Source organism: Lysobacter sp., assembly GCF_035655815.1.
In the GTDB taxonomy this organism is placed as follows: Bacteria; Pseudomonadota; Gammaproteobacteria; order Xanthomonadales; family Xanthomonadaceae; genus Lysobacter_J.
The window spans coordinates 131,476-148,966 of the sequence record NZ_DASRTS010000038.1; the positions used below are offsets into that span (position 1 = coordinate 131,476).

The 17,491-nt window shown below is 68.9% G+C and carries 10 protein-coding genes and 3 pseudogenes; 5 read left to right on the top strand and 8 right to left on the bottom strand.

What is annotated here, in order from left to right:
- Positions 1 to 8: 8 nt before the first annotated feature.
- Both VFE83_RS11460 and VFE83_RS11465 read right to left on the bottom strand, forming a co-directional pair.
- Positions 9 to 2,747, bottom strand: a pseudogene (locus VFE83_RS11460) (Lhr family helicase); the annotation flags it as partial.
- 156 nt (positions 2,748 to 2,903) lie between these two features.
- Positions 2,904 to 4,712 (bottom strand): annotated as a pseudogene (locus VFE83_RS11465) (DEAD/DEAH box helicase); the annotation flags it as partial.
- Between the two features lie 105 nt (positions 4,713 to 4,817).
- Here VFE83_RS11465 and VFE83_RS11470 point away from each other — a divergent pair.
- A complete protein-coding gene (locus VFE83_RS11470) occupies positions 4,818 to 5,663 on the top strand; it encodes an NAD-dependent protein deacetylase (protein WP_324906197.1) in 846 nt (281 codons plus the stop codon).
- 191 nt (positions 5,664 to 5,854) lie between these two features.
- On the opposite strand, the gene VFE83_RS11475 is transcribed toward VFE83_RS11470, so the two are convergent.
- Entirely contained in the window at positions 5,855 to 7,294 is a 1,440-nt protein-coding gene (locus VFE83_RS11475) for an amino acid permease (protein ID WP_324906199.1), read from the bottom strand.
- Between the two features lie 207 nt (positions 7,295 to 7,501).
- Between VFE83_RS11475 and VFE83_RS11480 the strand changes: the two genes are divergently transcribed.
- From VFE83_RS11480 to VFE83_RS11490, 3 genes are all read left to right on the top strand, one after another.
- The gene (locus VFE83_RS11480) at positions 7,502 to 8,668 is read left to right on the top strand and encodes an MFS transporter (RefSeq protein WP_324906201.1); all 1,167 of its coding nucleotides are present in this window, start codon (positions 7,502 to 7,504) and stop codon (positions 8,666 to 8,668) included.
- A gap of 70 nt (positions 8,669 to 8,738) precedes the next feature.
- A complete protein-coding gene (locus VFE83_RS11485; protein ID WP_324906203.1) occupies positions 8,739 to 9,302 on the top strand; it encodes a DUF2939 domain-containing protein in 564 nt (187 codons plus the stop codon).
- Between the two features lie 108 nt (positions 9,303 to 9,410).
- Positions 9,411 to 9,935 (top strand): CHRD domain-containing protein, encoded by a 525-nt coding sequence (locus tag VFE83_RS11490; RefSeq protein WP_324906205.1) that lies wholly within the window; start codon positions 9,411 to 9,413, stop codon positions 9,933 to 9,935.
- Positions 9,936 to 9,963: 28 nt separating this feature from the next.
- On the opposite strand, the gene VFE83_RS11495 is transcribed toward VFE83_RS11490, so the two are convergent.
- The 4 genes and pseudogenes from VFE83_RS11495 to VFE83_RS11510 form a co-directional block, all read right to left on the bottom strand.
- Positions 9,964 to 10,869 (bottom strand): 5'-nucleotidase, encoded by a 906-nt coding sequence (locus tag VFE83_RS11495; protein WP_324906206.1) that lies wholly within the window; start codon positions 10,867 to 10,869, stop codon positions 9,964 to 9,966.
- An 85-nt stretch (positions 10,870 to 10,954) separates the two neighbouring features.
- Positions 10,955 to 11,848, bottom strand: coding sequence for a DUF72 domain-containing protein (locus VFE83_RS11500; protein WP_324906208.1), 894 nt, complete (start codon positions 11,846 to 11,848; stop codon positions 10,955 to 10,957).
- Positions 11,845 to 12,507: pseudogene (locus VFE83_RS11505) on the bottom strand (UdgX family uracil-DNA binding protein); the annotation flags it as partial. The pseudogene VFE83_RS11505 and the gene VFE83_RS11500, both read right to left, overlap by 4 nt.
- A gap of 388 nt (positions 12,508 to 12,895) precedes the next feature.
- Positions 12,896 to 14,791 (bottom strand): ATP-binding cassette domain-containing protein, encoded by a 1,896-nt coding sequence (locus VFE83_RS11510; RefSeq protein ID WP_324906210.1) that lies wholly within the window; start codon positions 14,789 to 14,791, stop codon positions 12,896 to 12,898.
- 97 nt (positions 14,792 to 14,888) lie between these two features.
- Between VFE83_RS11510 and VFE83_RS11515 the strand changes: the two genes are divergently transcribed.
- On the top strand, positions 14,889 to 15,821 hold the full coding sequence (locus VFE83_RS11515; RefSeq protein ID WP_324906212.1) for an oxygenase MpaB family protein: 933 nt from the start codon (positions 14,889 to 14,891) through the stop codon (positions 15,819 to 15,821).
- 12 nt (positions 15,822 to 15,833) lie between these two features.
- Here the strand turns inward: VFE83_RS11515 and VFE83_RS11520 are convergent, their stop codons facing one another.
- Positions 15,834 to 17,399, bottom strand: coding sequence for a protein adenylyltransferase SelO (locus tag VFE83_RS11520; RefSeq protein ID WP_324906214.1), 1,566 nt, complete (start codon positions 17,397 to 17,399; stop codon positions 15,834 to 15,836).
- Between the last annotated feature and the right edge of the window lie 92 nt (positions 17,400 to 17,491).

The window sequence follows — 17,491 nt, forward strand, 5'->3', positions numbered from 1 at the left end:
CGTGAAGACTAGACGCTCAGGTCCTTCACCACCGGAGCGACGAAACCCACGATGGACCGCTCCGGCTCACGCAGCAGCGTGCGTCGCACGGCAGCCTCTTCCTGGTGCGGAAGCTCGACGAGCAGGTTCACCTCGCCCGATACCAGCGTTGCCAGCGGTACGCCGTCGCGGTACAGCACGCGCGAACCGGTCAGGCGCGGGACCTTCTCGCCGGTGACGATGGTCCCGACCAGGTTGAGCGGGTCGACGGCAGACACGGTGATCATGGCGCCGTCGTGCGGACGCTGGCGGATCTGCCGCATCAGGCCGATTGCCTCCGGCAGCGCAAACTGCTCGCCGCTCAGGCCCGAGATGAAGCGGCCACCGCGGATCTCGCCACGCGCCTCCAGGCGGTGGTACACGCGGATCAGCTCTCGCCACGGCGGCAGCCACGGCGCTTCGCGTTCGAGCAGGCGCCAGCACACCACGCCGTAGCGGCGCAGCAGCGTGCGGGCGACGTGTTCGACATCGTCCGGCGAGGGCGCGATGTCGGCCGCCGGACGGCGGATCAGGGCCCAGCGGCCCGCGTCCTCGATGCCGAACAGCGCGGCGCGACGACGGCGGCCCTGGTGCGCGCTGGGCCGTTTGGATGCCGGCACCAGCAGTGCACGCAGTCCGGCGTAGCTGTCGCAATGCACGCGTCCGCGGGCGACGAGTTCGGCCAGCGCGTCTTCCAACTCCGTGCGCAGCAGGTGCGCACCGGTGACGAGTTCGTCGAAGAACGACGCGCCGTGGTCGGCCAGGTAGTCCACCACCTTCTGCGCGCGCGACGACAACGCGTCGTCCGCAGCTGGCGGTGGCGCAAGGCGCGTCCAGCTGGGCGCGTTGCGTCGTGGCAGCAGCACCACCGGCGTCGCGCGCACGGGTGTGCTGGCGCGTGCCTGCACGGCATCGCCGGTACCCGCGCGCAGGCGCGTCCACAGCGTGCGGCCGGCGGTGCACAGGTCGTCCAGCCACGTGATCGAGTAGTCGTTGACGCGCGTGGGCAGGAGTTCGGCTTCCCACGCCGCCGCAGGCGCTTCGAAGCCCTCCAACTGCGCGAGTACGCCGGCCAGCGCTTCGGGTCCGTTGACGCGTGCGGACGGCGCCACACGCTGCCACTCGAACAGGAAGCGCATGAAGTCGCGTGGCGCGACGGGTTCGATCTCGCGACGCAGGCGCTTGAGCGTGTAGCGGTGGATGCGTGCCAGCAGGTGGCGTTCGCACCATTCAAGCGCGGGTCCCTCCGCAACAGCCCGGCCATCCATGGCCGGATTTTTCACAAAAGCATCGGGCGTGAAGCGCCCCTGCATCACGTAACCCTCTCCCTGCAGGCGCACGAGCGCCAGTTCGACCTCGCTGCGTGGCAGCGAAAGATCGTCGGCGATCACCTGCGCCGGCGTCGGCCCGAGACCGGTCAGGCGTGAACGCAACAACTCGACCAGCGCGTCCTCGCGACCCCATGGCTGCGCGGCGTATTCGGCCGGCGCCTCGATGGGCGGATGCAGTGGCGCGTCAGCGTAGATTGCCTGCAGCTGCGGCAGGCGTTCGGCCGCGACCCACAGGCCGTGGCCGTCGGGATTGCGCAGCGCCGCGACCGGCCGGTCGGCGACGGCCGGTTCGAGCTTCGTGGCGCGATGGGCCTTCACCAGACGCTGCAGCCAGTCGGCCCAACCGTTTTCGCGTACTTCGCGCGCGGTGACGACGCCCAGCCCCATCAGCGCTTCGTGCATCTCGTCGGCACTGCGCACCTGCGGCCAGCATTCCTCGCGCACCGCGTCGATGGCATCGGCGTCGAGCCGCCCCAGGTCGTCGGGGCTGCGCGCGTCGGTGTAGCGCCGCGTCTGCACGGCCTGCGTGCGGCGCTCCTCGAGCGGTGCGTCGTCCAGGAATGCATACGGCCGGGCGTTGAGCACCTCCGCCGCGAACGGCGACGGCGCACTGAGGTCGCGTGCGACGATCTGCACGTCGCCGGATTCCATCGCGCGCAGCACGTCCAGCCAGCCATCGATGTCCATGGCCTCGTGCAGGCAGTCGTGCAGCGTCTGCGCGACCAGCGGGTGGTCCGGCACTTCGCGTTCGCCCACCAGGTTCTCGGCGCAGGCCACCTGGTCGGGGAAGACCGTGGCGAGCAGGTCCTCGGACTTCATGCGCTGCAGTTGCGGTGGCACCTTCTTGCCGCCGACGAAGCGCGGCAGCGCCAGCGCTGTGGTGGCCGCCCAGCGCCAGCGCACGCCGAACAACGGCGCGTCCAGCAACGCCTGGATCAGCACGTGCTCGGCCGACGACGAGTGCAGGTAACGCGCGACCTCGTCCAGCGGGAAGCTGTGCGCGGTGGACAGCGACAGGATGATCGCGTCCTCCGTCGCCGCGGCCTGCAGTTCGAAGTTGAACTTGCGGCAGAAACGCTTGCGCAGCGCCAGGCCCCACGCACGGTTGATGCGGCTGCCATACGGCGTGTGGATGACCAGCTGTGTGCCACCGGAATCGTCGAAGAAGCGCTCCAGCACCAGCGTGTTCTGCGTGGGCATGGCGCCCAGCGCGGCGGCGGCGCCGGCGAGGTATTCGATGATCTGGCGCGCTGCCTCGGCGTTCAGGCCTACGTCGTTGGTGAGCCAGCGGAACGCGTCGCTTGCTTCGATATGGGCGAGGTGGGTGGTGCTTCCATCACCGACTGCATGACTCCCTTCTCCCGCGGCGACCGGCGGGAGCGCAGAGCTGGGAGAGGTCGTCGAAGAGAGATGGATGCCCGAATTAACAGACCTGGCATCAGCCGCTTCATCGCTTCTTTGGTCCCGACCCTCACCCCAACCCCTCTCAGCCCTGCACTCCCTCCGGTCGCCGGGGGAGAGGGGCTCAACAGCGTAGAGAGGCTCAAGCGACGGCTCGATGCGAGCCATCACTTCCTCACGCAGGCGCGACACGGAATGCGAGAGTTCGTCGGTGCGGCCCGGCGCCTCGCCCAGCCAGAACGGAATGCTCGGCGGCGCGCCCTGCGCGTCTTCCACGCGCACCTTGCCTGGCTCGACGCGCAGGATGCGGTAGCTCGCGTTGCCCAGCTGGAAGATGTCTCCCGCCATGCTCTCGACGGCGAAGTCTTCGTTGACCGTGCCGATGAAGACGGATTCGGGCTCGACCACCACCGAGTAGTCGGCGGTATCGGGAATGGTGCCGCCCGACATCAGCGCCGTGGTGCGCCCACCCTTGCGTCCGCGCACCACGCGGTTCACCGCGTCGCGATGCAGGTAACCGGCACGGATGCCGCGGCGCGTGGTGAAGCCGTCGGCCAGCATGCGCACGATGGCGTTGAAATCCTCGCGCTTGAGCTGCGCGTAGGGCCAGGCGCGACGCACCCAGTCGAACAGCGCGTCCTCTTCCCACTCCTGGCAGGAGGCTTCGGCGACGATCTGCTGCGACAGCACGTCCAGCGGCGCTTCGGGCATGACCAGCGCGTCGAGTTCGCCGCGACGCACGCTGTCGAGCAGTGCCGCGCATTCGACCAGTTCGTCGCGCGTCTGCGGAAACAGCCGGCCCTTCGGCGTGCCGCCCACCATGTGGCCCGAACGGCCCACGCGCTGCAGGAACGCGGCGATCGACCGCGGCGAACCCAGCTGGCACACCAGGTCCACGTCGCCGATGTCGATGCCCAGTTCCAGCGAGGCGGTCGCCACCAGCACGCGCAGTTCGCCGCGCTTGAGCTTCTGTTCCGCCTCCAGGCGCAGTTCCTTCGACAGGCTGCCGTGATGCGCGGCCACCGCTTCCTTGCCCAGCTTCTGCGCGAGGTTGTGCGCGGCGCGTTCGGCCATGCGTCGCGTGTTGACGAACACCAGCGTGGTGCGGTGCTGCTCGACCAGTTCGGTCAGCCGCGTATAGACCTGTTCCCACTGGTCGGTGGACATCACCGCGCTGAGCGGCGTCGGCGGGAGTTCCAGCGCCAGGTCGCGCTGGCGCGTGTAGCCGATGTCGACGATCTCGCAATCCGGCGTGCCGTCCGCGGCCACCGCTGCGGTGCCCACCAAGTAACGGGCGACCTCCTCGATCGGCTTCTGCGTGGCGGACAGGCCGACCCGCGTGAGGCGCTGCCCATGCAGCGCCTCGAGGCGCTCCAGCGACAGGGCCAGGTGACTGCCGCGTTTGCTGGCGGCGACGGCGTGGATTTCGTCGACGATCACCGTGCGCACGGTGGAGAGCATGGCGCGGCCGGATTCGGAACCCAGCAGCACGTACAGCGACTCCGGCGTGGTCACCAGAATGTGCGGCGGCTTGCGCCGGGTGAGCGCGCGCTCGGCTTGCGGCGTGTCGCCGGTGCGCACCGCGGTGCGGATCTCCACGTCGGGCAGGCCCAGTGCGGCCAGTTCCTCGCGGATGCCGGCCAGCGGTGCCTCGAGGTTGATGCGGATGTCGTTGGACAACGCTTTCAACGGCGAGACGTAGACCATGAAGGTCTCGTCGGGCAACGCCGCACCCTCGCCCCCGAACAGTCCCTCGCCTGCGTTGGCCAGGCCCTGGCGCACCAGCATGTCGATGGCGGTCATGAACGCGGTCAGTGTCTTGCCCGAGCCGGTGGGCGCGGCGACCAGCGTGTTGCGGCCGCTGCGGATGGCCGGCCACGCCCGCACCTGCGCGGGCGTCGGCGCAGGGAAGGCCTTGGCGAACCAGGCGGCGACCGCGGGATGGAAGGCGTCGAGGGCCATGTGCGAATACTGCCCGGAAGTGATCTCAAGCCCTGAGACGGGTTCGGCTTACGGGTTCAGCCAGCGGCGCGGCGACTGCCAGACCCGGAATGAGATGATGGGGGCATGTCCGCCGCACCCGATTCCATCGTTCAGCCAGCCGGCGCCGAGCGCCTGCAGACGTGGCTGGCGCATCGCCAACGCGTGTTCGTGCTGACGGGCGCCGGCTGCAGCACCAATTCCGGGATTCCCGACTATCGCGATGCCGATGGTCAGTGGAAGCGCACGCCACCGGTGACCTGGCAGGCCTTCACGGGCGATCCGCGCGTGAATGCACGCTACTGGGCCCGCAGCTTCGTGGGCTGGCCGAGGATCGCCGAGGCCCGGCCGAACGCGGTCCATCACGCCCTCGCCGGCTGGGAAACCACTGGCCGCATGTCGACCCTGCTCACCCAGAACGTCGACGGTCTGCATCAGCGCGCCGGCAGCCGGCGCGTGATCGACCTGCACGGGCGTCTGGACGGCGTGGTGTGCCTGGGTTGCCGCGCGAAGTCGGAGCGGGTGGACCTGCAGCAGCGCCTGGCGGATCTGAATCCCGACTGGGCCGGCCTGGACGCCGCCACCGCGCCGGACGGCGACGCGGACCTGGATGGCCACGACTTCTCGCGTTTCCGCGTACCGGCCTGCGAACGGTGCGGCGGCATGCTCAAGCCCGACGTGGTGTTCTTCGGCGAGAACGTGCCGCGTGAACGCACGCAGACCGCCATCGCCGCACTGCACGACTCCGATGCACTGCTCGTCGTCGGTTCGTCGTTGATGGTGTATTCCGGCTTCCGTTTCGCACGGATGGCGGCGGACGCCGGGCTTCCCATCGCCATCCTCAATCGCGGCCGCACCCGTGCGGATGATCTGGCGGACCTGAAGATCGAGGAAGAGGCAGGCGCCGTGTTGGGTGCGGCGCTGTCGAACTAGGTCTGTCGGCGCAGTCGCTCTCTGCCGTCATTCCCGCGAAGGCGGGAATCCATTTTTCCGACGCTGCAAGCCGTCCGGAACGCATGACTACGCGGACGGATGGATTCCCGCCTTCGCGGGAATGACGGCAAAAAAAGACCAGCAAAGAAAAGGCGCCTTCCGGCGCCCTTTCCCGAGCCCGAACCGAACCCTCAGGCCGCCCGCCCCTTGCCCAGCAGGCTCGCGCCACGGCTGTAGACCACGTAGACGACGATGCCGATGACGTTCCAGACCAGGAACCACTTCTGCGTACTATGCGGCAGGCTCCAGAACAGATACATGCAGCCGAAGATCGCGACCGGGCCGACCAGCCAGGCCGCCGGCGCGCGGAACACGCGAGGGCGGTCCGGGTCGCGCTTGCGCAGCACCAGCAGGCACACGGCTACCGCGATGAACGCCACCAGCGTGCCCGCATTGGCCAGCGCCGCGATCTCGTCCAGACGCGCCACGCCGGCCAAGGCCGCCACCAGCACCGCGGTGAACACGGTGATCGCCACGGGCGTGCCGGTGCGCGGGTTGACCTTCGACAGGCCGCGCGGCAGCAGGCCGTCGCGCGACATCACGAAGAAGATGCGGCTCTGTCCGTAGAAGAACGCCAGCAGCACGGTCGGCAGGGCGATGACCGCGACCACGCCGATGACCAGCGCCGCCGTGCCGTGGCCCAGCTCGCGCATGATCAGTGCCAGAGGCTCGGCGCTCTTGCCGAACACGGTGAAGCTCATCGCGCCCACCGCGGCCAGCGCCACCAGCACGTAGATCAGCGTGCAGCCGATCATCGAGCCGACGATGCCGATCGAAAGGTCGCGGCCCGGGTTCTTGGTTTCTTCGGCCGCGGTGGAGATGGCATCGAATCCGTAGAACGCGAAGAAGATGATCGCCGCCGCCGCCATCACGCCGCGCTCGACGCCTCCGGCATCGACCGTCTTGGGGAAGCCATACGGCATGAACGGAGTCAGGTTGGCGCTGTCGAACGCCGGCAGCGCAACAGCGATGAATACGCCCAGCGCGATCAGCTTGAACACCACCAGCACCGCGTTGAGCGTGGCGCTTTCGCGCGTGCCGGCGATCAGCAGGCCCGCAACGAGGAAGGTGATGACGATGGCCGGCAGGTTGATCACGCCGCCCGCGTGCGGACCGGCCGCCAGTGCCGTGGGCAGCATCACGTTCCATCCTGTCTGCGTGTGCACCCATTCCAGGAAGCCGACGAAGTAGCCGGACCAGCCCACCGCCACGGTGCTGACCACCAGCGAGTACTCCAGGATCAGGCTCCAGCCGACCACCCACGCAATCGCCTCGCCCAGCACGGTGTAGCTGTAGGTGTAGGCGCTGCCGGCGGCCGGCATCATCGTGGACATCTCGGCATACGCCAGCGCCGCGCAGGCGCAGACCACGCCGGCGACGATGAAGGACAGCAACACGGCCGGGCCGGCCTTGTCCGCGCCCACGCCGATCAGCGTGTAGATGCCCGTGCCGACGATGGCGCCGATGCCCAACGCGACCAGGTGCGGCCAGCCGAGGGTGGGCACCAGCCGCCGCCCTTCCTCATGCACGGTGACCTGATCGATGTTCTTGCGCCGGAGCCATGTCTGCATGAGAGCCTCGTGTGGAGCGGGCGGATTGGGCCGCACATGGTGAGCCATCGCCCGCCCCGATGCGATGTGCAGTGCAGCTTGCGCCGCGGGCCCGCGGATGCTCGGCGGCGACGGCGCGCCCGATCGTCGCGGATTTGCGCGCCATCCGCCACCGCCATGCGGCATGCCGCGCCCGCATAATCCGCACTCCCCGCCCGGACCCACGCAGTGTCTCCCGCCGATTTCCGCCGCTATGCGTTGTTCTATCTGGGTTACTACGGCGCGCTGGGCGCGTACACGCCATACATCGGCCGCTGGGTCGCGGGCAACGGTCACGGCGGTTACGTCGTGGGCGCGATGCTGGCGTTGTGGTACGGCGGTCGCATCGTCGCGCCGCCGACCTGGGCGCGCCTGAGCGCTCGCAGCCCCGCGCCCGGGCGCTGGCTGGTGGCCGGATGCGCACTGGCATTGCTGGGCTTTGCCGCATTCGGCGGTTTCGACCACGGCGTGATGCTGTTCGTGACCATGGCCTGGTTCGGCGTGTTCTTCAACGCGGTGATGCCGCAATTCGAGGCGATGACGCTCTCCGCGCTGGGACCGCGCAACCACGACTACGGACGCATCCGCATGTGGGGCTCGGTCGGCTTCCTGATCGTGGCGGGCACCTACGGCTGGCTGCTGGACCGGCTGGGCAACGATGCATTCGTATGGCTCACGCTGCCCTGGCTGGCGCTCACGGTGGGCGCGGCCTGGCTGCATCGCGGCGACCGGCCTGCGCCGCAACCGGCGGCGGAGATCACGCGACGCGGCGACCTGTGGCGCCGACCGGGCGTGCGGCATCTGCTGGTCACCGCGCTGCTGATGCAGCTCGGGTTCGGGCCGTTCTACGTGTTCTACACGCTGCACCTGCAGGCGCAGGGGCACGACGGCTTTGCGGTGGGCGTGCTGTGGGCGATCGGCGTGCTGTGCGAGATCGTGATGTTCTCGCTGGCGCCACGCCTGGTGCAGCGCTATGGCGCGCATCGCCTGATGACGGCGTGCCTGGTCGCCACCGTCGCGCGCTGGCTGATGGTGGCGCTGTTCGGCGCTTCGTTCGCCTGGATGGCGCTGGCGCAGATGGGCCACGCACTCAGCTTCGCCGCCTTCCACGCCGGCTGCATGCGGCGCATGGCCGAGCTGTTCCCGCAGCGGCGCGACATGGCGGCCGCACAGGGATTGCTGTATGGCTTCAGCGGCGGCATCGGCGGCGTGGCCGGTGCCGGCGTGGCGGCCGTGGCATGGCAACTCGGTGCCGGTCGCTGGGCGTTCCTCGCCGGTGCGGCCATCGCCTGCGTCGCCCTGGCGGCGCACGTGGTGCTGGCGCGCGTGCGCCGGACGGCGCCGGTCGAAGGCTGAGCGCCGCCCTTCATCCACGCTCGCGCCGCGGCCTCTATGCTTCTGCGCGGACTCAAACGGGCAGGCACGCATGAAGAAGTGGATCGCGCTGGTCGTGGTGGTGCTGCTCGCGCTGGCGGGCTGGATCGCCGCGGGACCGTTCCTGACCATCAACGCCATCCGCGAGGCCATCGCCACCGAGGACGCGGCCGCGCTGCAGGAACACGTGGACTTCCCCGCGGTACGCAGCAGCCTGCGCGCGCAGGTCGAGGATGCGCTGGCCCGCAATGCCGGCATCGACGCGCGCAACAATCCGCTGGGCGCGTTCGCGCTGGGGCTGGCCAGCAGCGCGGCGGGCGGCGTGGTCGATGCACTGGCCACGCCCGCGGGCATCGGTGCGGTGCTGCAGGGCCGCGGACTGCTGCATCGCATTTCCGGGAACGGCTCGGTCGAAGGTGACTCGTACGCGCACCAGCCACCGCCGGATCCGCTGCGCGACGCCCGCTACCGCTTCGAATCGACGTCGCGCTTCACCGCCACGGTGAACACCGCCGATGGGGACCCGGTGGTGTTCGTGCTGCGCCGGAACGGGCTGGAATGGAAGCTCACCGAAGTGCGGTTGCCGCTGGACGCGCTGGTCGGCATCGAGCACTGACCGTCCGTCGCCAGCCACGTCGTTTTCCGCACCGCTTCACCGCTGCCTAACCGGGGCGGGTCCACCGTCCGTTCGGCGCAACCGGCGCCATGACGCGAGGTGGACACCATGACCCGCATCGCCATGCTTGCCGCGGCCGTGCTCCTGCCGGCTGCCGCTGCCGTCCTTCCGCAGGCGCAGGCCGAGGACCGCCACATCCGGGCGGTGCTGGAAGGCAGCGAAGAGGTACCGGCCATCATCACCGACGGACGCGGCAGCTTCCGTGCGCGCATCAGCAAGGATGGCGGCGCGATCTGGTACGAGCTGGCCTACGCCGACCTGGAAGGCAGCGTCACCCAGGCGCACATCCACATCGGCCAGGCCGGAGTGAACGGCGGTATCGCCGCGTTCCTGTGCACCAACCTCGGCAACGGGCCGGCGGGCACGCAGAACTGCCCCGCTCCGCCTGCACGCATCACCGGCGTGATCACCGCGGCGGACGTGATCGGACCCAGCGCCCAGGGCGTGGCCGCCGGCGAGTTCGACGCCTTGCTCGAAGCCCTGCGCGAAGGCGTCGCCTACGCCAACGTGCACAGCACGCTGTGGCCGGGCGGCGAAATCCGCAGCCAGCTCGGGCGGCACGATCACGATTGAGCACTCGCCGGAAGGCGCGTGCGACCCGTTAGCGGTTGGCGATGCCGTGCGGGACGTGGCCCGCGGCGACGTGGTCGCGGGCCGAGAGGATGTTGTGCTCGGAATCGTCGAAGAAAATGTCCGCGCCAAAGGCCTCCAGGAACGGCCCCTTGGCGCGGCCACCCAGGAACAGCGCCTCGTCTAGGCGGATGTCCCAGTCGCGCAGCGTGCGGATCACGCGCTCGTGCGCCGGAATCGAGCGCGCCGTCACCAGCGCGGTGCGGATCGGCGACGCCTGGCCGGTGGGGAACGCCTGCTGCAGGCGATGCAGCGCGTCGAGGAATCCACGGAACGGGCCACCCGACAGCGGCTCGCCCGCATGACTGCGCTCGTGCTCGGTGAAGGCAGCCAGTCCGCCTTCGCGCGAGACGCGCTCGCCTTCGTCGTCGAAGATCACCGCATCGCCGTCGAACGCGATGCGCAGCTGGTCATGGCGCTGCTGTGGCGCACGCGCCGGCAGCAGCGTCGCCGCGGCCACGCCGGCCGCCAGTGCGTTGCGCACGTCCTCGGCATTGGCCGACAGGAACAGGTCCGCGCCGAAGGGCCGGATGTACGGAAACGGCGGCGCGCCGTTGCTGAAGGCCGCGCGCCTGATCGCCAGGCCGTGGTGCGCGATGGAATTGAAGATCCGCAGCCCGCTGTCGGCGGAGTTGCGCGAGATCAGGATCACCTCGACCCGCGGCGCCTCCGGCGGCGCACCCTCGTTGAGCGCCAGCAGCTTGCGTACTAGTGGAAAGGCGACGCCCGGAACGAGCACGTCGTCCTCGTGTTCCCGCTGGAAATCGGCATAGGCGTCGATGCCCTCCCGCTCGAACAGCGTGTGGCTGTCCTCCATGTCGAACAGGGTGCGCGAGGAAATCGCGACGATCAGCGGATCGGCATCACGGTCAGGCATGCGTCGATTATGCCGCAGGCCGGTCGCGCGGACCGCGACGTCGTGTGCGGGAAAGCGGCAGCGGCTTGCCCCGGGGCGCCTGGCCTCATCCGCCTACCCGCTTCTCCAGGCCCTGCGCATCGAATGGCGCCCGCACCTTCGCGTCGTTGTCGAAGTAGCAGTACACGTCGCGGGGGACGCGCTCGGGCGCGCCCTTGTCGATGCGGGGCATGTCGCGGGGCTGGCCGCCGCGGCGCCAGGTCGCGATGCGCCTGGCCCAGTTGTCCAGCGCCTCGTCGTCGTAGCCGCTGGCGTACAGCTCCTCGTCCCCGTGCAGGCGCAGGTACAGGAAGTCCGCGGTCACCTCGCCCACGAACGGCCACCGCCCGGCCGTGTCCGCCACCACCAGCGCGATGTTGTATTCGCGCAGCAGTTGCGCGCATTCCGGCACGCAGAAGCTGGTGTGTCGCACTTCCAGCGCGTGCCGCAAGGGACGCTCCCGGTCGATCGACAGCACGCTGCGCCCCTTCATCAACGCTACGTCGCGACGCCGCGCCAGGCGTAACGCCTGCCCCGTGTCCTTCGGCAAGAGTTCGAAGAACGCACGCAGGCGCTCGGGGTCGAAACGGAAGCTGGGCGGGAGCTGCCACAGGATCGGACCCAGTTTGGACCCCAGCGCCAGCAGCCCCGACGCAAAGAACGACGCCAGTGGCGTGTCAACGTCACGCAGCCGGCGCAGGTGCGTGAGATAGCGGCTGCCCTTGATCGCGAAGACGAAGTCGTCGGGCGTCTCGTCATGCCACTGGCGGAAACTCTCCGGACGCTGCAGCGAATAGAACGTCCCGTTGATCTCGATGCTGGAAAAGCATCGCGACGCATATTCCAGTTCGCGGCGCTGCGGCAGATCGCCCGGATAGAACACGCCGCGCCACGGCGCGTACCGCCAGCCGGAAATGCCGATGCGGACGCTTCCCTGCGTTGGCGACTTGCGCGGGCTCATTTCAGGCGCACGTTCCGCAGCAGCGACAGGTCGTCGACGAAGTTGTCGTACGCCTCGTGGCGCGCGTCGTCCCCGCGCTGTCGCAGCACATACGACGGATGCACGGTGGCGAACGCACGCGCGCCGTTGGCCAGCGTCTGCCACGTTCCACGCTGTTCCATCAGCCGGAACTTGCTGCCGAACACCGCCTTGGCGGCAATGGCGCCCAGGCAGACGATGATGTCCGGCCGCACGGTGGCCAGCTCGCGTTCGAACCAGATGCGGCACGCGGCGCGCTCGGACGGATCGGGACTGCGGTGCAGCCGCACCTTGCCACGCCGCTCGAACTTGAAGTGCTTCACCGCATTGGTGACGTAGAAGCGCGCGCGGTCCAGACCGAGTTCGGCCAGCGCACGGTCGAACAGCTTGCCCGCCGGCCCCACGAACGGCCGGCCGCTCAGGTCCTCCGCATCGCCGGGTTGCTCGCCGACGAACAGCACGCGCGCGTCATCCGGCCCTTCACCAAACACCGTCTGCGTGGCCGGCTTCCAAAGCGGACACCGCTTGCAGCCCGCGGCCGCTGCCCTCAGCGCTGCGAGGCTGTCATCGACCGGCTCCGGCGCCTCGCCTTCGCGCACGACCACCACGCGCTTCTTGCGCACGCGTTTGGCAGGTGCCTTGGGCGGTTTGCGGGTCGCCAAGTCGCTGGCTCCGTTGCGGACGATGTAACTCCATCATCCAAATCCGGAGTCAAGGTCGATTGAAGGCCTGTACAGGTTGAGGCGGCTGGCTGGCCGGGTTGTCGGCGTTGCGTTTTCGGGGCGCGGGCTGATTACGGGACGGCGTGCTGCCGCGCACATGACTGACGAAGCAGAAAGTCCCTGGATCCCCGCCTTCGCGGGGATGACGATCAAGAGCCACGGCAAATCGATCCGGCCTTGCGGGCGATGCCCCACGGATCGCACCGCGGTCACTTCATGCCGTCGTTCCTGAGGTCGTCATTCCCGCGAAGCGGGAATCCATCTGCCACACACATCAAGCGTGCAGGAAGGAGAGTGGCGGAGGACATCACCCCTCCAGCTCATTCCACCTCTCATACGCGACGTCCAGCTCCGCCTGCACCTTCGCCAGTTCCGCGTTGTGCGCGGTGATGGCCGCATGATCGCGCTGGAAGAACGCCGGGTCGTTCATCTGCCCGGTCAGTTCGGCCACACGCGTCTCGAGCGATTCGATCCGGGCCGGCAGTTGCTCCAGTTCGCGCTCGTCCTTGTAGCTGAGCTTCTTCTTCGCCGCGGCCGGTGCGGACGCCGCAGGCTGTGACGGTGCTGCGGCGGCAGACCGGGTAGCCGCTGCCTCCGCAACGTTCGGAACCGATCGCTGGCGCAACCAGTCGCTGTACCCGCCCACGTATTCGCCGATGCTGCCCGTGCCCGTACGGCCATCGTCCTGCATGACCAGGGTGGACGTGACGACGTTGTCGAGAAACTCGCGATCGTGGCTGACCAGCAGCAACGTGCCGGGATAGTCGCCCAGCAGTTCTTCCAGCAGTTCCAGCGTCTCGACGTCGAGGTCGTTGGTGGGTTCGTCCATCACCAGCAGGTTGGACGGCTGCGCGAACAGCTTGGCCAGCAGCAGGCGGTTGCGCTCACCGCCGGACAGGCGCGTGATCGGCGCGCGGGCACGCTCGGGCGTGAACAGGAAATCCTGCAGGTAGCCGATCACGTGCTTGGACTTGCCGCCCACCTCGACGAACTCGCGGCCTTCGGCGACGTTCTCCAGCGCGTTCCAGTCCTCGCGCAGCGTGGCGCGGTACTGGTCGAAGTACGCGACCTGCAGGTTGCTGCCCAGGCGCACCTCGCCCGAATCGGGCTTCAGTTCGCCCAGCAACAGCTTGATCAGCGTGGTCTTGCCGCTGCCGTTGGGGCCGATCAGGCCGATGCGGTCGCCGCGGAAGATGGTCGTGGAGAAATCACGCACCAGCACGCGGTTGCCGTAGGCGAAGTTCACGTCCTTCGCTTCCACGACCTTCTTGCCCGAGGATTCGGACTGCGCGAAGTCCATCTTCACGTTGCCCTGCAGGTCGCGACGCTGCGAGCGTTCCGTGCGCATCTGCTTGAGCCGGCGAACGCGGCCTTCATCGCGGGTACGGCGTGCCTTGATGCCTTGGCGGATCCACACTTCTTCCTGGGCCAGCAGCTTGTCGAAGCGCGCGTTCTCCTGGGCCTCGGCGTTGAGGCGTTCCTCGCGACGGCGCAGGTAGTTGTTCCAGTCGCCGGGCCAGCTGGTCACCTGGCCGCGGTCGATCTCGACGATGCGCGTGGCCAACGCGCGCAGGAATCGGCGATCGTGGGTGACGAACACCAGCGCGCCCTGCCAGCCCTTGAGGAAGCCTTCCAGCCAGTCGATGGCCTCGATGTCCAGATGGTTGGTCGGCTCGTCCAGCAGCAACACGTCGGGCGATGACACCAGTGCACGCGCCAGCAGCACGCGGCGCTTCATGCCGCCGGACAGGCGCGCGAACAGTGCGTCGCCGTCCAGCTCCAGGCGTTGCAGCGTCTCGGTCACGCGCTGGTCCAGCGACCAGCCCTGCGCGTCCTCGATCTTCTGCTGCACCTTCGCCAGCGCGTCGGTATCCACGTGTTCGGCGTGGCTGAGATGGTGGTACTGCGCGAGCCACGCACCGAGCTCGCCCAGGCCGCCGGCGACCACGTCCCAGACGTCGCCTTCCGCACCGGCCGGGACTTCCTGCTCCAGCCGCGCGACGCGCACGCCGCCCTCGCGGCGGATCTCGCCGTCGTCGGGCTGGATTTCGCCGGCGATCAGGCGCATCAGCGTGGACTTGCCGGCGCCATTGCGGCCGATCAGGGCGATGCGTTCGCCGGGTTCGACGGACAGGACCACGTCGTCCAGCAGCAAGGGGCCGCCGACGCCGTAGTCGACGTTGTTCAGGGTAATCAGGGGCATGCGCGCATCTTACCTGCCGCGACCACCGGCCCGGCGCTGCTTGAGCTCGCGCGGCGCATGAACGGACCCGAGCGGACCGCCGTGGGATCATCCGCCCATGCCGTTGTCGCGCCTTCTCACCGCCGCCGCCGGGCGCATCCGCCACTGGGTCCTGTCCGCGTTTCCGCGCGGCCAGAGCGGCATCGACTACGACCATCCGGCGGGAGACCCCGGGCTGTTCGGTCCGCTCAGCGTGACGTGGCGGATCCATTCCGACTTCCCCGGCATGCTCTCGGGCGGGCTGTGCGCGCTGATGCTGCAGACTCTGCATCCGATGGCGCTGGCGGGTGTGTGGGACCACTCCAACTTCCGCACCGACCTGGTCGGCCGTCTGCGCCGCACCACCAACTTCGTCGCCGGCACGACGTACGCATCGCGCGGCGAAGCGATGCGGCTGATCGACCGGGTCGCCGCCATCCACGGACAGGTGCGAGGCACCACGCCCGATGGTTGTGCCTACCGCGCCGACGATCCGGAGCTGCTGACCTGGGTGCACGTGACGGAGAGCTACGGCTTCCTGGAGGGATTCCGTCGTTACTCGCCGCTGCGGCTGCCCGACGGCGCCGCGGATGCGTATTACGACGAAGCGCGGCGGGTCGCCGAAGCCCTGGGCGCGCGGGATGTGCCGGCGACCGAGTCGGCCGTGCGTGAGTACTTCGACCGGATGCAGCAGCATTTGCGCTTCGACGAGCGCTCGCGCGAGGTGCTGGACGTGCTGGCGCGCATCCGCCTGCCGGTGCCGATGGCCGGACTGTCGCGCGAACTGTTCCTCGGCGCGGGTTCCGCGCTATTGCCACCGTGGGCGCTGCAGCGCCTGCACTACACGCCCTGGCAGCGGCGCCAGGCGGCACTGTCCGCAGGCGTCCTGCGCACGATGGCGCCGCTGTTCCGCGTCGCGCTCAACGACGGTGTCGCACCGCGCGCGTGCCGTCGCGTCGGTGTCGACCCGTCGATCCTGGAACGCTGGCCGGACGCGTTCGTTCGACCCTGAGCGCGATGCCGCTCAGGAACTGCAGGACAGCATCGAGCAGCCGGCACGTTCGCGTGCCCAGTCGGGGCGGCGACGCGCGTATTCCTCGCGGCCGGGCTGCTCGTCGTATGGATGGCGCATCACTTCAAGCAGTTCGGTGACGCCGCCGATGTCGCCCGCCGTGGCGCGGTCGATCGCCTGCTGGGCAAGATAGTTGCGCAGCACGAAACGCGGGTTGGCGGCGTTCATGCGCGCACGGCGCGCATTCTCCGGCAGCTCCTGCGTCGACAGGCGGGCGGCATAGCGCGACAGCCATTCGCGCAATGCAGGTCCCACCGCGGCGCGCTTCTCCGCGTCGTAGAACGCCTCGTCCACCGGTGCCAGATCCGGCGTCTTCGGGTCGATGTCCGCCAGGCCGCGGAAGAACAGCGTCATGTCGATCTCGCCTTCGGTCATCAGGTCCTGCAGCTGCTGCATCAGTTCGGTGTCGCCCTCGCGCCAGTCTTCCAGGCCCAGCTTGCGCGCGGTGCTGTCGCGATCGGCCTCCATGTAGCTGGACACGAAACGGCGCAGCCCGTCCTGCAACGGCTCCACGCCGTCGAACAGCAACGACAGCGCACCAGCCAGGCGGCCGAGATTCCAGTACGCCACCTGCGGCTGCTGGCCGAAGCGGTAACGCCGCTGGTAGCGGTCGGTGGTATTGGGCGTCCAGCCGGGATCGAAGTTGTCGATCCAGCCATACGGGCCGTAGTCGATGGTGAGCCCGAGGATGGACATGTTGTCGGTGTTCATCACGCCATGCACAAAGCCCACGCGGATCCAGTGCGCCACCATCACCGCGGTGCGTTCGCACACCGTCGCGAACCAGTCCGCGTAAAGTTCCTGCCCGCGCGCGCGTCCGCGAAGCTCGGGGAAATCGCGCCGGATGCAGAAATCCACCAGCTGGCGCAGCAGCTCGGTGTCGTTGCGCGAGGCCGGCAGCTCGAAGTTGCCGAAGCGGATGAACGACGGCGCCACGCGGCAGACCACGGCGCCCGGTTCCATCTGCGGATGGCCGTCGTAGAACATGTCGCGCTCGATCCATTCGCCGGTGCCGACCAGGCTCAGCGCGCGGGTGGTCGGCACGCCCAGATGGTGCATGGCCTCGCTGCACAGGAATTCGCGGATCGAGGAACGCAACACCGCGCGGCCGTCGGCGCTGCGCGAATACGGCGTCGGGCCCGCGCCCTTCAGCTGCAGTTCCCAGCGCTCGCCCGCGGCGTTGATCATCTCGCCCAGCGTGATCGCGCGCCCGTCGCCGAGCTGGCCGGCCCACTGGCCGAACTGGTGTCCCCCGTAATTGGCGGCAAAGGGCTGCATGCCGGGCAGCAGGCCATTGCCGCCGAACACGCGCGCGAACTCCGGCGACGCGATGTCCGCCTCCCCGAAGCCGAGCCTTTCCGCCATTTCCGGCGAATAGGCCAGCAAGCGCGGAGCGGTGACTGGCGTGGGATCCACCTGCGACCACGCGGCGCCGTGGACCTGGCGCACGCCGGGGCCGGTTTCGGGATCGCCGGGAAGATCGCGGATGAAGGTGTTATCGAAATGCGGGTTCAGCATGGAACTGCGCGACCACCTGGCGTTGCTACGGGATGTCTTCCACAGATGGTGGCGCCAGCGCACTGGACAAGCGCGTGAAGCCGATATGACTC

Excerpts from the sequence above, each read along its gene's own strand:
- VFE83_RS11470 (WP_324906197.1), top strand. The coding sequence starts at position 4,818 with ATGTCCGCCGCACCCGATTCCATCGTTCAGCCAGCCGGCGCCGAGCGC.
- VFE83_RS11475 (WP_324906199.1), bottom strand. The coding sequence starts at position 7,294 with ATGCAGACATGGCTCCGGCGCAAGAACATCGATCAGGTCACCGTGCAT.
- VFE83_RS11485 (WP_324906203.1), top strand. The coding sequence starts at position 8,739 with ATGAAGAAGTGGATCGCGCTGGTCGTGGTGGTGCTGCTCGCGCTGGCG.
- VFE83_RS11490 (WP_324906205.1), top strand. The coding sequence starts at position 9,411 with ATGACCCGCATCGCCATGCTTGCCGCGGCCGTGCTCCTGCCGGCTGCC.
- VFE83_RS11495 (WP_324906206.1), bottom strand. The coding sequence starts at position 10,869 with ATGCCTGACCGTGATGCCGATCCGCTGATCGTCGCGATTTCCTCGCGC.
- VFE83_RS11500 (WP_324906208.1), bottom strand. The coding sequence starts at position 11,848 with ATGAGCCCGCGCAAGTCGCCAACGCAGGGAAGCGTCCGCATCGGCATT.
- VFE83_RS11510 (WP_324906210.1), bottom strand. The coding sequence starts at position 14,791 with ATGCCCCTGATTACCCTGAACAACGTCGACTACGGCGTCGGCGGCCCC.
- VFE83_RS11515 (WP_324906212.1), top strand. The coding sequence starts at position 14,889 with ATGCCGTTGTCGCGCCTTCTCACCGCCGCCGCCGGGCGCATCCGCCAC.
- VFE83_RS11520 (WP_324906214.1), bottom strand. The coding sequence starts at position 17,399 with ATGCTGAACCCGCATTTCGATAACACCTTCATCCGCGATCTTCCCGGC.